A 14,815-nucleotide genomic window follows, 5' to 3' on the forward strand; every position below is an offset into this window, starting at 1 on the left:
CGCCCCCCCCCCCGCGCGGGGGGCGCGGCGCCACCTCACCACGCGGGGCGGCGGCGCCCCCCCCCACCCCCCCCCCCCCCGTCCCCGGCGGCCGCCCCCCCGCCGCCGGGGGCGGGCGGCCCCCCCCCCCCCCACCGCTGGTGGATCACTCGAAGTCCTTGACGTTCTGCAGCGTCACCAGTCCGGCGCCGGTATCCACATTGGCCTCGACGGGTTCCCCACGGATGGCCCTGACGACGGTGTCGATGCCAAGCTCGCCCATTTTTGCAGGAAATTGAGCTACGCTGGCGTCCTCCGCCCCTGACTTGATCGCTTCGATCTCACCGCAGCAGGCGTCAAAGCCGACCACTATGAGGTTGTCGTTGGCAATGCCTGCATTGCTGATCGACTTGACGGCTCCAGGGATCGGCGGGCCGCAGGCCGCGTAGATTGCCTTGAGATCAGGATTGGCCGTCAGAATGTCTTCGGTCACTGACGTGCCAAGTTCCAGCGTGCAGTTGGTTGCACCTTTGCCGACGACCTCGACCTTTACCTCACCCAGTCCCTCCATCATGCCCGTGACCCGGTCATCCAGAGCCGGCACCCCGGGAACGCCTTGCAGAATACCGATCTTGTCACCGCTCTTGAGCACCGTCTTCAGGTATTCTCCGGCGATCTTGCCGCCATTGAGGTTATTGGTCGATACCAACGCCGTCTGGCCTTTCCAGTTGGGGATGCTGTTGTCGACGAGAACCACCTTGATGCCGGCGGCCACCGCCTTGTCGAGCGCCGGCGCGACCGTCGGGTCGACCGGAGTGATTGCAAGCCCTTTGACGCCTTGCGTGATCATGGATTCGATCAGAGCGATCTGGCCTTCAATGTCGGTGGCCGCCTGGCCCTGGCCGGTGACCAGTTCGATCTCCGGATGAGCGGCCGCGTATTTTTTGGCGGCGTCCTCCATGGTCGAGTAGAACGGCACCGGGAATTTCGTGATCAGGCCGATCTTGATCTTGTCTGCGGCCGAAGCCGGCATAGAAAACGCAACGGCGATCGCCAGCCCTGCGAACAGTTTTCGGTTCATTGGCATTGTTTTCCTCCCTTGGATTGAGACGCCTCCCTGCGGGAGACGCTTCAGGCATTTGCGGACCGGAACGGTCCCCAAATCTCGAACGGGTCAGGCTCCAACGATCATGGAAACCAGCTCCTGTTTGTTGTCCTTGGTCGGCACCAGTTCGCCGACCCTGCGGCCCTGGCGAAGCACCACCGCGCGATCGGCGAGTTCGACGACGTGTTCCATGTTGTGAGTGATCAGGATGACGGCATTGCCCTGGTCGCGGAGCGCAGCAACCAGATTGAGCACCTGCCGTGATTCACGCAGGCCGAGTGCGGCGGTCGGCTCATCCAGAATGACAACCTTGCGGGCGAATACGGTCGAGCGGGCCACGGCAATGGCTTGTCTTTGTCCACCCGACATCATGGCGACGACGGCATCCAGCCGCGGCAACGTGACCTTGAGATTCACCAACAGAGCGCGGGTCTCGGCGTCCATTCGGCGCTGCTGCAGAAATCGCAGGCCGCGCGGAAGCCATTGCGGGCCAGCCAGCTCGCGGCCGGCAAAGAAGTTCTGTCCCGGTGTCAGATTGTCGAACAGCGCCAGGTCCTGATAGACGGTCTCGATGCCGGCGAAGCGCGCATCCGCAGGGGAGCGTATCTGCGTTGGCGCACCATCCAAAAAGATCGCGCCGGCATCGAGTTGGTGCACCCCGCTGATGCATTTGGTTAGCGTCGATTTACCCGCGCCATTGTCGCCGAGCAGGCCGACGATCTCGCCTCGCCGCACCTCGATGCTGACATCGTCCAGAGCCAGAACCGAACCGAAACGCTTGGTCGCACCGCGTACCGCCAGCACGGGATTGTCCGCGGTGACCGCATGATCGACGTTGGCCGCAGCAGCGCTCATGACTGCCTCCCGGCTTGCATGACACGCACACGCCCTTCGAGGTAATTGCGCAGCACGTCGGACTCGACCGCTATGACGATGACCACGCCGATGACGATGAGCTGGAAAAAGACGTTGACGTTGAGCAGGTTGAGCGCGTTGCGGATAACGCCGATCATGATGGCGCCGATCAAGGCATGGCCGAGGTGGCCGCGACCACCAAGAAAGCTGGCGCCGCCAATGATCACCGCCGCGATCGTATCCAGTTCCAGCAGATTGCCGAAGAGCGGCGAACCGGCGTCGGTGCGGCCGGCAAGGATGACTGAACCGATGCCGGCGCACAGCCCTGAGATGACATAGACGGAAACCAGGACCCAGGACACGGGAATACCCATGCGCAACGCAGCGTCGGGCCGGCCGCCAACCGCATAAATCCAGCGCCCCCAGACCATGGTTTTAGCCATGACGAAAAGCACCGCGGCAACGCCGGCAACAACGAAAACCGATCCAGGCAGACCCCAGACCGCGTCGCGGCCAAGCGCATCGATCGAATCCGGCATGCCAGGGATGGCGCGGCCATCGGCCAGTTGCAGCGCCAACCCCTTGGCGATGCTCAATGTTGCCAGCGTGATGATGAAAGGATGCGGCAGTCGGCCGAAGACATAGAAGAGCCCGTTGATCGCGCCGACCGCGGCACCGCAGCCAACCATCACCGCGATCACAACGATGGCGGGGGCGCCAGCATGAAAGCTCAGCGCGCCAACGACGGAAGCCAGCGCAAGGTTCGAGCCGACGGAGAGATCGATGCCGCGTGTCAGGATCACCAGATGCTGGCCCATCGCCACAACCGAGATGACGGCCGTCTGGGCGAGGATGTTGCTGAGATTGCGTCCTGTCAGGAAATAGGGTGACAGAAAGCTGAGGACGGCGACCAGCAGCACCAGGATGACGACCGGACCAGCGCTCAGCAGCATCAGGCCAAGCGCAAGGCCGGGGACGGCTTCTGACTTCCTGGATGCCGGCAACGCGGCCTCGCCGACAGTCGTGCCGGTGTTTCCCGTTTCAGGCAAATTTCCCCTCCCCGCCGCAGCTTGTGCGAGCCGCGTCGTCAAAAACTCAGTTCGTGTTCAGGTCCTCTTCTTATCGATAAAAAACAACTGGTGTAGTCGGGTCAAGTTGTTTTTTATGGATAAAGTTCATGCTAAAAAGGACAAGGTATTGTTCCAAGGAAATCCGATGAGAACGGACACCGTCTACAAGAAGGCCTTCAATCGAGCTGCAAATATGCTGCGCGACGGACAATTGGCCGGCGAACTTCCTTCCGAAAATGAGCTTAGACGGCGAATGTGCGTCAGCCGCACAACCGTCCGAAAGGTCCTGCGAGAACTTGTTAACCGCGAACTTGTCACCGAACGCCACGGCCTCAGAGCGACGGGCCGCGCGGTCGGCGACAACGACTACTATCCGGACGCCGAAACTACGCCTCGCGCCAAGCATGTCGAACAGCAGTTCATGGAGTGGATGCTGCGGGGTGACACCAGGCCCGGAACCAGCATCAATGAGCTTGAGCTTGCACGGCAATTCGGTGTTGCGACCAATGGAATTCGCGAATTCCTGATCCGCTTCAGCCGGTTTGGACTGATCGAGAAAAGGCCGAATACAGGCTGGCTTTTCAAGGGTTTCACTGAAGACTTTGCACTTGAGCTCTTCGAGATCCGGGTGATGTTTGAACTGCGTTCGGCACAACTGTTTTCACTGCAGCCGAACAGCTCTCCGCTATGGTCGAAACTCGCCGCGCTCAAGATGGCGCATGCCGACCTGCTGGAGCGAATTGAGAGCCGCTTTCACGACTTCTCCGGCCTGGATAACCGGTTCCACCGGCTTATAAACGAGGCATCACCGAACCGCTTCATCGATGATTTCTACGACATCATCATGTTCATTTTTCACTACCACTATCAGTGGAACAAGCAGGACGAAAAGCAGCGCAACCTTGCCGCAATCCACGAACACATTGCCTATATCGATGCGCTTGAGAGCCGCAACGCCACTCGGATTGAGGTAGCCTGCCGAGCGCATCTGGCTTCAGCAAGGGAAACACTGATGCGTTCGCTTACGGGATTTGATGAAACGAGCATCAATGCATAACGAAAGAGCTTTGAACCTGGGGGGCAAACAGCGCGATGCGGGCGTTTATGATCCGAAGCCGAATTGCGGTGACAATGCCCTTCCAGAAAGGGAACCGACGCACCCCTTTGAGACGCGTCGGAAGAAGGTCTACGCGTGGCGGATTTCTGTCCCAAGCACGTTCAGGCACTCGCGGATAAACGCTGCAAGCGCCGTCCAGCCCTTGGCTGAAACCATCGTGCCGTCGACATATGCCTCCGTTGGAGACAGGTCGATATAGGTGCCGCCCGCAAGCGTCACTTCGGGCTCGCATGCCGCCAGTGCGCCGACCTTCTTGCCACGCACGACGCCGTCTACCGCAATCAGGATCTGCACGCCGTGGCAGATCGTGAAAATCGGCTTTTTGGTTTCGTGGAAGTGGCGCACCATCGCCTGCACGCGCTTGTCGGTGCGGATGTATTCGGGCCCACGACCGCCGGCGCAGTACACAGCGTGGTATTGCTCCAGCTGCTTCTCAGCGTCGGAAAAGGTCTTGTTGATCAGCGCATAGTGGCCGAGCTTTTCGGTGTAGGTCTGATCGCCCTCGAAATCGTGCAGCGATGTTTTGATCAGGTCTCCGGCGCTTTTGTCTGGGCACACAACGTGAACCGTGTGGCCCACCGCTTCCATCGCCTGCTGGTAGACGAAGATTTCGTATTCCTCGGTGAATTCACCGGTCAGCATTAGGATCTTTTTGCCTGGCATGGTCGTACCTTTCCTGTGACAACGGCCGGGCGAGACCTGTACTCGCCCGGTGGGTTTGACTTTCTAGAAGGGTGAATCGGGGAAGTATCCTTGGCACTGGCCTGTGATCAAAGACATCGGGACAGTCTCAGTCGAACGCCAGCAACAAACGGTCGCGGGAATGCTCGATATGGCGACGCATCGCCTGCTCGGCAGCGGCAGGATCGGCCGCAGCGAAAGCGGCCAGAATGGCCTCATGCTCGTCGAGCGCCTCCTCGGTGACGCGCGAATGGAACATCAGGCGAAATATGTGGAAGTGGGTATGCTGGTGCGCCAGCGTCTCGCGCACGAGTTCGTTGTTGGCGAATTCCATGACCTTGTCATGGAAAATGGCATCCTGGCGGGCGAAGTTGGAATACCTCAGACGCTCGTCCTTGCCTTCACGGCGCGCCATGACGCCCGCCGATTCCTGAAGCTGTGCGAGCTTTACCTCGTCCATGAGCGCGGCTGCCTTGGCCGCGCCATGAGGCTCGAGCAGCAGGCGAAGCTCGTAGAGCTCGTCAAACCGTCGTTTCGTGATCTGCGGCGCAGCGCGGTAACCGATCAGATGCGTCTTCAGCACCAGGCCTTCGCCTTCGAGCCGGCCGAGCGCCTCGCGGATCGGCGTGTGGGAGACGTTGAATTCCTTGACCAGACTGTCGACCGTGATGCGCGAGCCCGGCGCAATCTTCAGCGACATGAGTTGCGCAAAAATCGCTTCGTAGACGTCCTCAACCAGGCTGCTGGAGCGCTGGATACGCCCGCCGGCGAGGTTCGGTTCATCTAGACTGGGTAAGTTCATGGCCTGCATTTTTTGCCCCTTGACACATTGAGTTGCTAACACGATGCTTCGGCCAATGCAATCCTATATCCTATACGATTTTATAGAGGATATAATTTGAGGCTGGTTCAAGACAAAGCAATCGTACTTGCGGTGGCCCTGCTGGAGCAGCGGGCCGACTCCGCGGGCCGGGCTTCCTCACCGTCCGAGCCTGAACGGACCGTCAGCGCTCCGGGCGATGGTTCAACGCGTCGGAACGCAAGCGTGCTGCAAGTGGGGTTTGACGTCAAACCCAGCCTTTGGGCCGAGTTGAACGGCCTTTCGCATTCCAATCCAGACATCATCACAGGATGCAGATAATGAGCCTTTTCGCTGCCATAAGGCTGCCGCGCGAAATCCTCTTCGGGAAGGGCCAACGCCACGTCATTCCGGTTGTCGCGGCCAGGCTCGGGCGTCGCGTGCTCGTCTGCACCGATGAACGTTTTGCCGCAACGGGCCCGTTTGGAGAGATCGTCGCGGCGCTGCGAGCCAGCTCGATAGACGTACTGGTGCATGACCGCGTGCTACCCGACGTTCCCCGGGACACCGTTGCCGTCTGCGTCGAGGAAGCACGGAGGTTCGCGCCCGACATGGTGATCGGCATTGGCGGCGGCAGTTGTCTCGATATGGCCAAATGCGCCGCGTTGCTCATCACTCAGGGCGGTCAGCTCCAGGATTACTACGGCGAGTTCAAGGTGCCCGGCCCGACGCTGCCGCTGATCGCGGTGCCGACGACAGCCGGCACGGGCTCTGAAGTGACCCCGGTCGCCGTAATCTCCGATCCGGATCGCACCCTGAAGGTCGGCATCTCCAGCCCATATCTGATCGCGGCCGCGGCCATCTGCGATCCTGAACTGACGATGACATGCCCGCCGGCATTGACGGCGATCGCAGGCGCCGATGCGCTGACGCATGCAATCGAGGCCTTCACCGCCGTCAGGCGGGGGACCGATCCCGGCCTTCCGCAGAAACATGTCTTTATCGGCAAAACCGCTTTGACCGATCATTTCGCCCTGCTGGCGATCAAGCTGCTTGGCCGAAGCCTTGAAACGGCATACCGCCAGCCCTCTGACGAGGACGCCCGGGCCGACGTGATGATGGGTGCACTGGCCGCCGGCTGTGCGTTCGGAACGGCCGGCACAGCGGCAGCGCACGCCGTGCAATACCCGGTTGGCGCGATAACCCACACCCCTCACGGACTGGGTGTCGCCACCATGCTGCCATACGTCATGAAGTACAACAAAACAGCCGCAGCGACCGAGATGGCCGAGATCGCCGACGCGCTCTGCCTCGATGCAAAGGGCTGTACGCCCGAAGAGTTGGCCGACGCGACCATTGGCGAGGTCAGTCGGCTGTTTGGGGCAATCGGGATCACCCCCTCGTTGGCCGAACTGGGGCTGCCCGCCGATAAGCTCGATTGGACGGCCGAACAAGCGATTGGTATCGAGCGCCTCATCAAGAACAATCCGCGTCCATTCGACTTGGGGTCCATGCGACGCCTGGTCCAGGCCGCCTTTGATGGCGACCTCGCCAGCATCATGTAACAATCGGGAATATCGAGATGAACACGTTTTCACAGGTTCTGTCGGATGATCAGGGAATCAGCGACTTCCACACAATCTCGCACGGGCTGTATATTGGCGGCGAATGGCGCCAGTCCGCGGATGGCAGGGTGATTCCGGTCGTCGATCCTTCGACCGAGGCTGTCATCGCCGCTGTGCCCGATGCGACCGTGAACGACGCGGCCGCTGCCGTTGACGCCGCTGCCAAGGCAGCCCATGGCTGGCGGACAACGTCGCCGCGAAAGCGTTCCGAGATCCTCAGACGCTGCTTTGAACTGATGACGGAACGATCAGAGGCGCTCGCGACTCTCATCGCATTGGAAAACGGCAAGGCTCTGCGGGATGCCCGCGGCGAGATCGCTTATGCCGCGGAATTTTTCCGTTGGAATGCCGAGGAGGCCGTTCGCATTACTGGCGAATTCGGTATTGCGCCTTCCGGCACCAATCGCATCGTAGTCGACTACGAACCGATCGGTATCTGCGTCCTGATCACGCCTTGGAATTTTCCTGCCGCGATGGCGACCCGCAAGATCGCGCCAGCACTTGCCGCTGGATGCACGGTGATCTTGAAGCCAGCCAGCGAGACCCCGCTTACCGCCTACGCGCTGGCCGCGCTCTATCAGGACGCAGGCGTGCCACCGGGGGTGGTCAACGTCCTGACGACCTCCAGTCCCGGCCCTTTGACAGCGGCCATGCTGGCCGACCCGCGAGTGCGCAAGCTCTCCTTCACCGGTTCGACGGGTGTGGGTCGCGCTCTGCTGGCAGAGGCTGCCAGGCATGTGGTTTCGTGTTCGATGGAACTCGGCGGCAACGCACCGTTCATTGTGTTCGACGACGCTGATCTCGAAGCGGCGCTCGATGGCGCAATGGTAGCCAAGATGCGTAACGCCGGTGAGGCCTGTACGGCCGCCAACCGCCTCTACGTGCAATCTGGCATTTACGAAGCCTTCTCGGACGGCCTCAAGAAGCGGATGTCGTCGCTCAAGGTCGGCCCTGGCACCGACCCGGACACGGAATGCGGACCCATGATCACGAAAAAGGCGGTCGAGAAGATAGATCGCCTTGTCATCGACGCGGTCGCACGCGGCGCGCGGGTCATGTGCGGCGGCTCAGTCCTGTCCGGAACTGGTTTCTTCTACCCTCCTACAGTGCTTCGCGACGTGCCAGGCGACGCAAAGATGGCGCATGAGGAGATATTCGGGCCCGTGGCGCCGATCTCGAGCTTCGACACCGAGGCTGAGGTCATCACACGCGCCAATGACACCGAATATGGGCTTGCTGCCTACATCTACACGCGCGATCTGGCGCGCGGCATGCGGGTGGCCTCCCGGATCGAGGCCGGGATGATCGCTGTCAACCGGGGGCTGATGTCCGATCCGGCGGCCCCCTTCGGCGGCGTTAAGCAGAGTGGGCTCGGCCGCGAGGGAGGGCAGCATCACGGCATTGCCGAGTTCATGGAGGCGAAATACCTCGCCATCAGCATGTGAGCGGAGAAAGCATGCAAGACGATCCCTTTCGCATCCGCGACCACGTCGCGGATTTTGACGAAATCGTGCAGGACTTCGTTGGCCGCAGCGAGGCCGCCCGCGCCACCATTGCGATGACCGCGGACGTGGCCTGCGGACCGGATCCGACCGAAACCATGGATCTGTTCTTTCCCCCGGGGAAAAGAACGGCGCTGCCGGTGCACATCTTTGTCCATGGCGGCTACTGGAGAATGTTCTCCAAGCGCGACTATTCATATGTCGCGACGACGATTACCCAGGCCGGGGCCATTGCCGTCATCCTTGATTATGCTCTGATGCCCAAGGTCCGAATGGCGACGATCGTCGACCAGGTGCGCCGCGCCAAGCAGTGGATCCTGGCCAACATCGCCGATCATGGCGGAAACCCGGCGGCCCTGACTGTCAGTGGTCATTCGGCTGGAGCACATCTTGCAACGTTTCTGTTCAACGACGAGCATACCCCCTCGAATGTAAGGGCAGCTCTTCTGCTGAGCGGGCTCTACGATTTGAAACCGCTCCAGGATTCCTTTCTCGCCCACGAGATTGGAATAACCGACGAGGAAGTCGCCATGTTTACGCCGCTCGCCTGTCGGCATGATCCTCAAACCAGGGCGGCGGTTCTGGTCGGAGCCAATGAGACGCCACCCTTCCATCAGCAAGCCGATCGATTCAAAGCAAGCTTGGTGCGGCAGGGATCGTTGGTAACGTCGCATGTGCTCCCGAACCGCAACCACATGGACAGTGTCAGAGATCTTGGCGTGCCAGGGACGGAGGCTGCTGATTGCCTGACAGAACTGATCGCCAAGGCCCGCTGACTACCCTGCCGAGATACCGCTCACCCAGCGCAGCTTGACCGCAAGCGGTCCGCATTCGCTCCGGATGAGTTCGAGGCGACATCGCGGATCCCTGCGCCACTGCGTCCAGCCGCTGGTATCCACGTCCTAAATGTCGATGCGCTGCTCGCTATCCGGATCGAACAGGTTGACGCTCGCCGGATCGACGGCAAGAAATATTGGCTCTTTGCGCCGGCCGGCAAACCTCGGCGGCAGGCGCGCGATGATCGCGTTCTCGCCGACCTGCACAGTCACCATGGTTTCAGGCCCGGTGGGCTCTACCACGTCGATCTCCCCAATGATCGAAGCTCGATTCTCCGCAACGGTTCTCAGCTCTTCAGGCCGTATGCCCAACATCACCGGTCGCTCAGAGTCCACCTGCCGGTTCCGCGTCGGCAACACGATCGATACACCGCTCGCTTGAAACCGGACACCTTCCGAATCCGGGACCAGTCGTCCGGCAAGGAAGTTCATTGCCGGAGATCCGATGAAACTTGCCACGAACATATTGGCGGGCCGTTCATAGATGGTGCGCGGATCGCCCAATTGCTGGATGTAGCCGCTTTTCATGACGGCCACCTTGGTGCCCAGCGTCATCGCCTCGATCTGATCATGCGTGACATAGACGATGCTCGTGCCGAGACGCTCGTGCAGGCGCTTGATCTCCGTGCGCATTTCCACGCGAAGCTTGGCATCGAGATTGGACAATGGCTCGTCGAAGAGGAACAGCTCCGGGTCGCGCACGATCGCGCGGCCCATCGCAACGCGCTGCCGCTGTCCGCCCGAAAGGTTGGCGGGGCGTCGATCGAGCAGATGGGAGATTTGCAACATGCGCGCGGCATCTTCCACGGCACGCGTGCGCTGGTCGGCGCCGACGCCACGCATTTCCAATCCGAAGCCGATATTCCTCGCGACCGACATGGTGGGATAAAGCGCGTAGGATTGGAACACCATCGCGATATTGCGGTCCTTGGGCGCAAGGTCGAGGACCGAGCGTCCACCGATCAGGATGTCACCGCTGGACGTGTCGTCGAGGCCGGCAATCATGTTGAGCAAGGTCGACTTGCCGCATCCGGACGGCCCGAGCAGAACCAGAAAGCCTCCGTCCTCGAGCTCGATGTCGACCCCGTGAAGAACCTGTACGGAGCCATAGGACTTGCGCACGTCCCTGATGGAAAGTGTCGCCATGCGAAACTCCTAACCTTTGATGGCGCCTGCAGTCAGCCCCTGGACCATGGTTCGCTGGACAATCGCGAAGAGAACGATGACAGGGATGATGCTGAGAATGCCGCCTGCCGCCAGAACGCCCCAAGGAAGCTGGAACTCTCCGACCATCAGTTGCAGGCCCACGGGCCAGGTGCGAGACCCCTGCCCCGTCGTGAGCATCAGGGCGAACAGGAACTCATTCCAGGCCGCGATGGCAATGAACACCGAACTTGCGACCAGGCCGTTCCGCGCAAGGGGCATGACAATACGGACCATGGCGCCAAGCCTTGTCGAGCCGTCGATGCGAGCCGCGCTCTCGAGTTCCTTAGGTGCCGAATCGAAGAACCCCTTGAGCATCCACACGAACAGCGGCAGCAGGAAACTCGTATAGGCAAGCGCTAGGCCGAAACGGCTGTCGACGAGCCCCACACCGCGCATAACAACATAAAGGGGAATGATCATCATGACTGCGGGAAACATGCGAACGACAAGATAGCCGAGCATGAGCTGATCTCGGCCTCGAAACGCGAAGCGAGAAAATGCATAGGCGGCAAGCGTGCCCGTGACGACGCAGATCGTCACCGTCAGCAAGGTAACGACGAGGCTGTTGCCTATAAGCCGTGGGAAACCCGACTGCGTCCAGATGGCGACATAATTGTCGAAGGTAACGCGGCTCGGGAGGTACTGCATCGTCTGGGTGACAATGTCGGCCTCATATTTGAGGGATGTCAGGAACATCCAGATCATCGGACCGATGCAGAACACCGTCAGGCTTGCGAGCACGATGTAGGTGGCGATGTTCGCGATCATCCGCCGGTGACGCTTGCTTTCAATCATCGCCCTGTCCTTTGGTAATCCTGGAGATGCGGATATACCCGGCCGCGAAGATCATCAGGGTCACGAACATCACCACCGACAGGGCGGATGCGTAGCCGAAATTGAACTCCTTGTAGGCAGTCTGAAAGGCGTACAACGACAGCACTTGCGTGGCATCTCCCGGTCCGCCACCGGTGAGAATGAGGAGCAGATCGGGCGAATTGACCAGACCGATGACGCGCAGGATCACTGCCGCCGCGATGACGGTCTTGAGCATGGGCAAGGTGATCAGCCTGAGCTGCGCCGCCAGGCCTGCGCCGTCGACCGCCGCTGCCCTGTAGAGATCCTCGGGAATACCCTTCAGGCCCGCGAGCAGCAGCAGCGCGAAGAATGGAAACCCATGCCAGGCCTCGACGAGAATGGTCGCCGCAAGCGCAGTATTGGGATCAGCAAACCATGCCTTGTAGGCCTGCAGGACGCCTAGCCGGACAAGAAGATCGTTGATGACTCCGAGCCGCGGATCGAGCAGCAAGGCCCACATATGGCCCGCTACGACATTGGGCAGGAAGTAGGGAAGCAGGATGAGCACGGCGAAGATTTTCGTGCCCGGCAAATCCCTGTTGAGAGCTGTCGCGGCGAGCAGACCAAGCGATAGTTCCAGCACGACCGCGGCAGCAACCCACACGACGGTGTTCTTCAATGCGATCCAGAATACCGGGTCTGACCACATCGCTAGATAATGTTTGAAGCCGACCCAGCCATCCAACCCGGGACGCGTCAGACGCATCTCGCGAAAGCTGATTGCCATGCCGTAAAGCGTCGGATAGGCGATCACGAGAAGGATAAGGGCGAGGCTGGGAAGGAGCAGCAAATACATCCAGTATCGGGTCTCGGATAGTTCGCCGAGAGCCCGCATAGGCAGATATCTGCTCGAGCTTATTATCATGAATCTGCGATGCGAAAGCACCGTCCCGTTGCGTTCTGAGCACGGCTGCACGTCCGGGGATCAGCGGAGCGCCGCCTCCAGGCCCTGGATCATGCGGTCTACTGCCTGTTCCGGCGTCGACTGACCCGTCAGCACCGACTGGAAAGCGGGATTGACGACATTTTCGGACCAGCCCGCGGCGCCGACGAAATTGTTCGGCAGGCGTCCGAACTTGAGCGTTTCCGTCGCCGCATTATAGATCGGATTGCCGGTGATCCGCTGATCCTGCAGCGCAGCGGCGGAGGCCGGAAAATAGCCGGTCCCCTCGAGCAGGGCCAGGGCAGCGTCCGTTTGGCCCCAGAAACTCACCCACCGCCAGGCAGCCTCGATATTGTCTTCCTTCATGACGCCGTTGCCGGCGTACGCGACGCGAGCGACATGCGCCTTCGGACCGGCCGGCATCGGCGCGGTCGAGAATTGTTCACCCTGCTTCATCGCACTCGAGATTTCGTTCAGCGAACCGGTATGATGCCACACCATCGCAGTCTGCCCGGTGCGGAAGGCTTCCATGATCTGACGGTAGCTGTCGTGGGGCGCGCTCGGCGGCACGACCTTTTCCTTCAGGAAGAGATCGGAATAGAACGTTATCGCCTCGATCGCCGCGGCCCTGTCGATGGCCGGCTGCCCATCCTTGACGATCGGCGAGCCGAACGCCTCCATGACATCGATGACATATTTGAAACCGCCGGCGCCGGCGCGCATGCCGAAGGCATACCTGCCCTTCGAAGGATTGGTCAGTTTGCGGGATGCCTGAAGGAATTCGTCGAAATTTCGGGGTGGCCCCGTCAGTCCAGCTTCCTCGAAATAGTCTGCGCGGTAGTACATCCAGTCAACGAAGGCGAAGGCGGGAACCGCATAAATGGCGCCATTGCTGGAAAGCCCGGTCCAGCGATTGTCGGGAAAGTTCGCCTTGCCCTCCCACCCATTCACGCGCTCGGTAAGATCGATCAATCCCTCCATCGCGGTAAGATCGGCGAAGCGCTCGGCAATCACCATGGCGGTATCGGGACGCCCGCCGGCCAGCACGGCCGATGAAACCTTGGCCATATATTCCGAGTTCGGGATGTTTTCCTGGGTCACCGCCACATCTGCATTGGCCGCCTGAAACAATCCGATGATCTTGAGTAAGCTGGCCATTTCCGACTGACTGGTGAAGTGGTGCCAGTAACTGATGGCACTCGCGGCACGGGCACCACCAATGCGCCCTGCCATCGCGAGGGCCGCCGAACCCACGAGAAACTGACCTTTTGTTCAACCGCATGCGAACCTCCAAGATATCAGATCAGCAGACTGATCGATCAGTTGGAGTGTTGGGTAACATCATTTCCCAAGCCGTGCAACCGCGCCGGAGAGGCAAGCAACGACGTGTCAGACCAGACCAAGGTTCCGCTGCATGGCCGCCTGGAAATGGGACTGCAGCTTTGCTTCGGCAGCGTCGGCATTCCTGGTGCTGCAAGCCTCAAGGATGTCGAGGTGTTCCTTCAGTGTCCGGATCATGATTGGCGAGGTGAGTTTGCTGTCCAGCCGCAACAGACGTAGATAATTGTGCATGCGCCGATAGGTGCTATCGATCAAGGGATTGCGCAGCGCGCCGATGATTGCGCCATGCAGCTCTCCCTCCAGCGCATCCATCTCCTCCAGTTGCTCCTTTCCCACACCCTCCCGTTCGATGCGCCGGACCAGCCGGGAGTGCCGCATTTCCAAGGCATTCATGACGGCTTCATCGCCCTGCTCGGCAAAGACGCGAATTGCCGATCGCTCTATGATGGCGCGGAATTGGTAGGTGGCGCGCGTGAGCTCCATGCCAGGTTTTATGAACTGGATTCCGGAGCGTGGATGGATGGTGAGAATTCCTTCCGCCTCGAGCTTGCGCAGAGCGTCACGAAGCGGAGCGACGGGCACGTCAACGATCGCGGACAGTTCGCTCTGCGAAACGAATGCCCCGACCGGAACGCGCCTGTCGAACAAGCGTTCCAGAATTCGTTCGTAGGCAACATCGCTCATACGGGTGGCCGCCACCAGGGTATGAGAGATGGCTTTTGCTTTGCCCGCCACTTGCGGCACCTCCATTGATTCGGTACTGAGACATCTTAGCTGATAGATCAGTGCGTTATACTAAACGATCAGAAAGCCCCTGTGATGAGCCTTTCGCATTTTCGTATAACCCGATTTCAGTTCGCCCGCGACCGGGTAATCGGCAGGGGAATCGCATATGGCGATTTTGGGGTTGAGTTTAGGCTGAGAAAGGATTCTTTGGAGAGGCAGTTGAGCGAAGGAGCGA

Annotated in this window: 14 protein-coding genes; 4 read left to right on the top strand and 10 right to left on the bottom strand. The window is 60.3% G+C overall.

Annotated elements, in window-relative coordinates; all coding sequences use genetic code 11:
• Positions 1-145: 145 nt before the first annotated feature.
• The 3 genes from NKH91_RS31810 to NKH91_RS31820 form a co-directional block, all read right to left on the bottom strand.
• Positions 146-1,060 (bottom strand): sugar ABC transporter substrate-binding protein, encoded by a 915-nt coding sequence (locus NKH91_RS31810; RefSeq protein WP_156948053.1) that lies wholly within the window; start codon positions 1,058-1,060, stop codon positions 146-148.
• A 93-nt stretch (positions 1,061-1,153) separates the two neighbouring features.
• The gene (locus NKH91_RS31815; protein ID WP_023718514.1) at positions 1,154-1,939 is read right to left on the bottom strand and encodes an ATP-binding cassette domain-containing protein; all 786 of its coding nucleotides are present in this window, start codon (positions 1,937-1,939) and stop codon (positions 1,154-1,156) included.
• Positions 1,936-2,988: an ABC transporter permease gene (locus NKH91_RS31820; RefSeq protein WP_352484917.1), complete on the bottom strand. Its 1,053-nt coding sequence runs from the start codon at positions 2,986-2,988 to the stop codon at positions 1,936-1,938. Before NKH91_RS31820 ends, NKH91_RS31815 begins: the two co-directional genes overlap by 4 nt.
• Positions 2,989-3,154: 166 nt before the next feature.
• On the opposite strand from NKH91_RS31820, the gene NKH91_RS31825 reads away from it, so the two are divergent.
• Positions 3,155-4,066 carry a GntR family transcriptional regulator gene (locus NKH91_RS31825; RefSeq protein WP_352484916.1) on the top strand — a complete coding sequence of 304 codons (912 nt, stop codon included), beginning with the start codon at positions 3,155-3,157 and terminating at the stop codon, positions 4,064-4,066.
• 129 nt (positions 4,067-4,195) lie between these two features.
• Here the strand turns inward: NKH91_RS31825 and NKH91_RS31830 are convergent, their stop codons facing one another.
• Both NKH91_RS31830 and NKH91_RS31835 read right to left on the bottom strand, forming a co-directional pair.
• Entirely contained in the window at positions 4,196-4,789 is a 594-nt protein-coding gene (locus NKH91_RS31830; RefSeq protein ID WP_023718517.1) for a DJ-1/PfpI family protein, read from the bottom strand.
• 127 nt (positions 4,790-4,916) lie between these two features.
• Positions 4,917-5,609, bottom strand: a complete 693-nt coding sequence (locus NKH91_RS31835) for a GntR family transcriptional regulator (protein ID WP_352484920.1) — start codon at positions 5,607-5,609, stop codon at positions 4,917-4,919.
• A gap of 338 nt (positions 5,610-5,947) precedes the next feature.
• Between NKH91_RS31835 and NKH91_RS31840 the strand changes: the two genes are divergently transcribed.
• The 3 genes from NKH91_RS31840 to NKH91_RS31850 are packed head-to-tail and all read left to right on the top strand — an operon-like array spanning position 5,948 to position 9,509.
• Positions 5,948-7,171: an iron-containing alcohol dehydrogenase gene (locus tag NKH91_RS31840; protein WP_352885582.1), complete on the top strand. Its 1,224-nt coding sequence runs from the start codon at positions 5,948-5,950 to the stop codon at positions 7,169-7,171.
• Positions 7,172-7,188: 17 nt separating this feature from the next.
• The gene (locus NKH91_RS31845) at positions 7,189-8,676 is read left to right on the top strand and encodes an NAD-dependent succinate-semialdehyde dehydrogenase (protein WP_352484914.1); all 1,488 of its coding nucleotides are present in this window, start codon (positions 7,189-7,191) and stop codon (positions 8,674-8,676) included.
• 11 nt (positions 8,677-8,687) lie between these two features.
• Positions 8,688-9,509, top strand: a complete 822-nt coding sequence (locus NKH91_RS31850) for an alpha/beta hydrolase (RefSeq protein WP_352496634.1) — start codon at positions 8,688-8,690, stop codon at positions 9,507-9,509.
• A gap of 126 nt (positions 9,510-9,635) precedes the next feature.
• Here the strand turns inward: NKH91_RS31850 and NKH91_RS31855 are convergent, their stop codons facing one another.
• The 5 genes from NKH91_RS31855 to NKH91_RS31875 form a co-directional block, all read right to left on the bottom strand.
• Entirely contained in the window at positions 9,636-10,715 is a 1,080-nt protein-coding gene (locus NKH91_RS31855) for an ABC transporter ATP-binding protein (RefSeq protein ID WP_352496633.1), read from the bottom strand.
• 9 nt (positions 10,716-10,724) lie between these two features.
• On the bottom strand, positions 10,725-11,570 hold the full coding sequence (locus tag NKH91_RS31860; RefSeq protein ID WP_352484910.1) for a carbohydrate ABC transporter permease: 846 nt from the start codon (positions 11,568-11,570) through the stop codon (positions 10,725-10,727).
• On the bottom strand, positions 11,563-12,426 hold the full coding sequence (locus NKH91_RS31865; RefSeq protein ID WP_245278558.1) for a carbohydrate ABC transporter permease: 864 nt from the start codon (positions 12,424-12,426) through the stop codon (positions 11,563-11,565). Before NKH91_RS31865 ends, NKH91_RS31860 begins: the two co-directional genes overlap by 8 nt.
• A 129-nt stretch (positions 12,427-12,555) precedes the next feature.
• A complete protein-coding gene (locus tag NKH91_RS31870; RefSeq protein ID WP_352885583.1) occupies positions 12,556-13,746 on the bottom strand; it encodes an ABC transporter substrate-binding protein in 1,191 nt (396 codons plus the stop codon).
• 156 nt (positions 13,747-13,902) lie between these two features.
• Positions 13,903-14,538, bottom strand: coding sequence for a GntR family transcriptional regulator (locus NKH91_RS31875; protein ID WP_502895979.1), 636 nt, complete (start codon positions 14,536-14,538; stop codon positions 13,903-13,905).
• Between the last annotated feature and the right edge of the window lie 277 nt (positions 14,539-14,815).

Origin of the sequence: Mesorhizobium sp. M0894 (assembly GCF_040319725.1) — a bacterium.
In the GTDB taxonomy this organism is placed as follows: Bacteria; Pseudomonadota; Alphaproteobacteria; order Rhizobiales; family Rhizobiaceae; genus Mesorhizobium.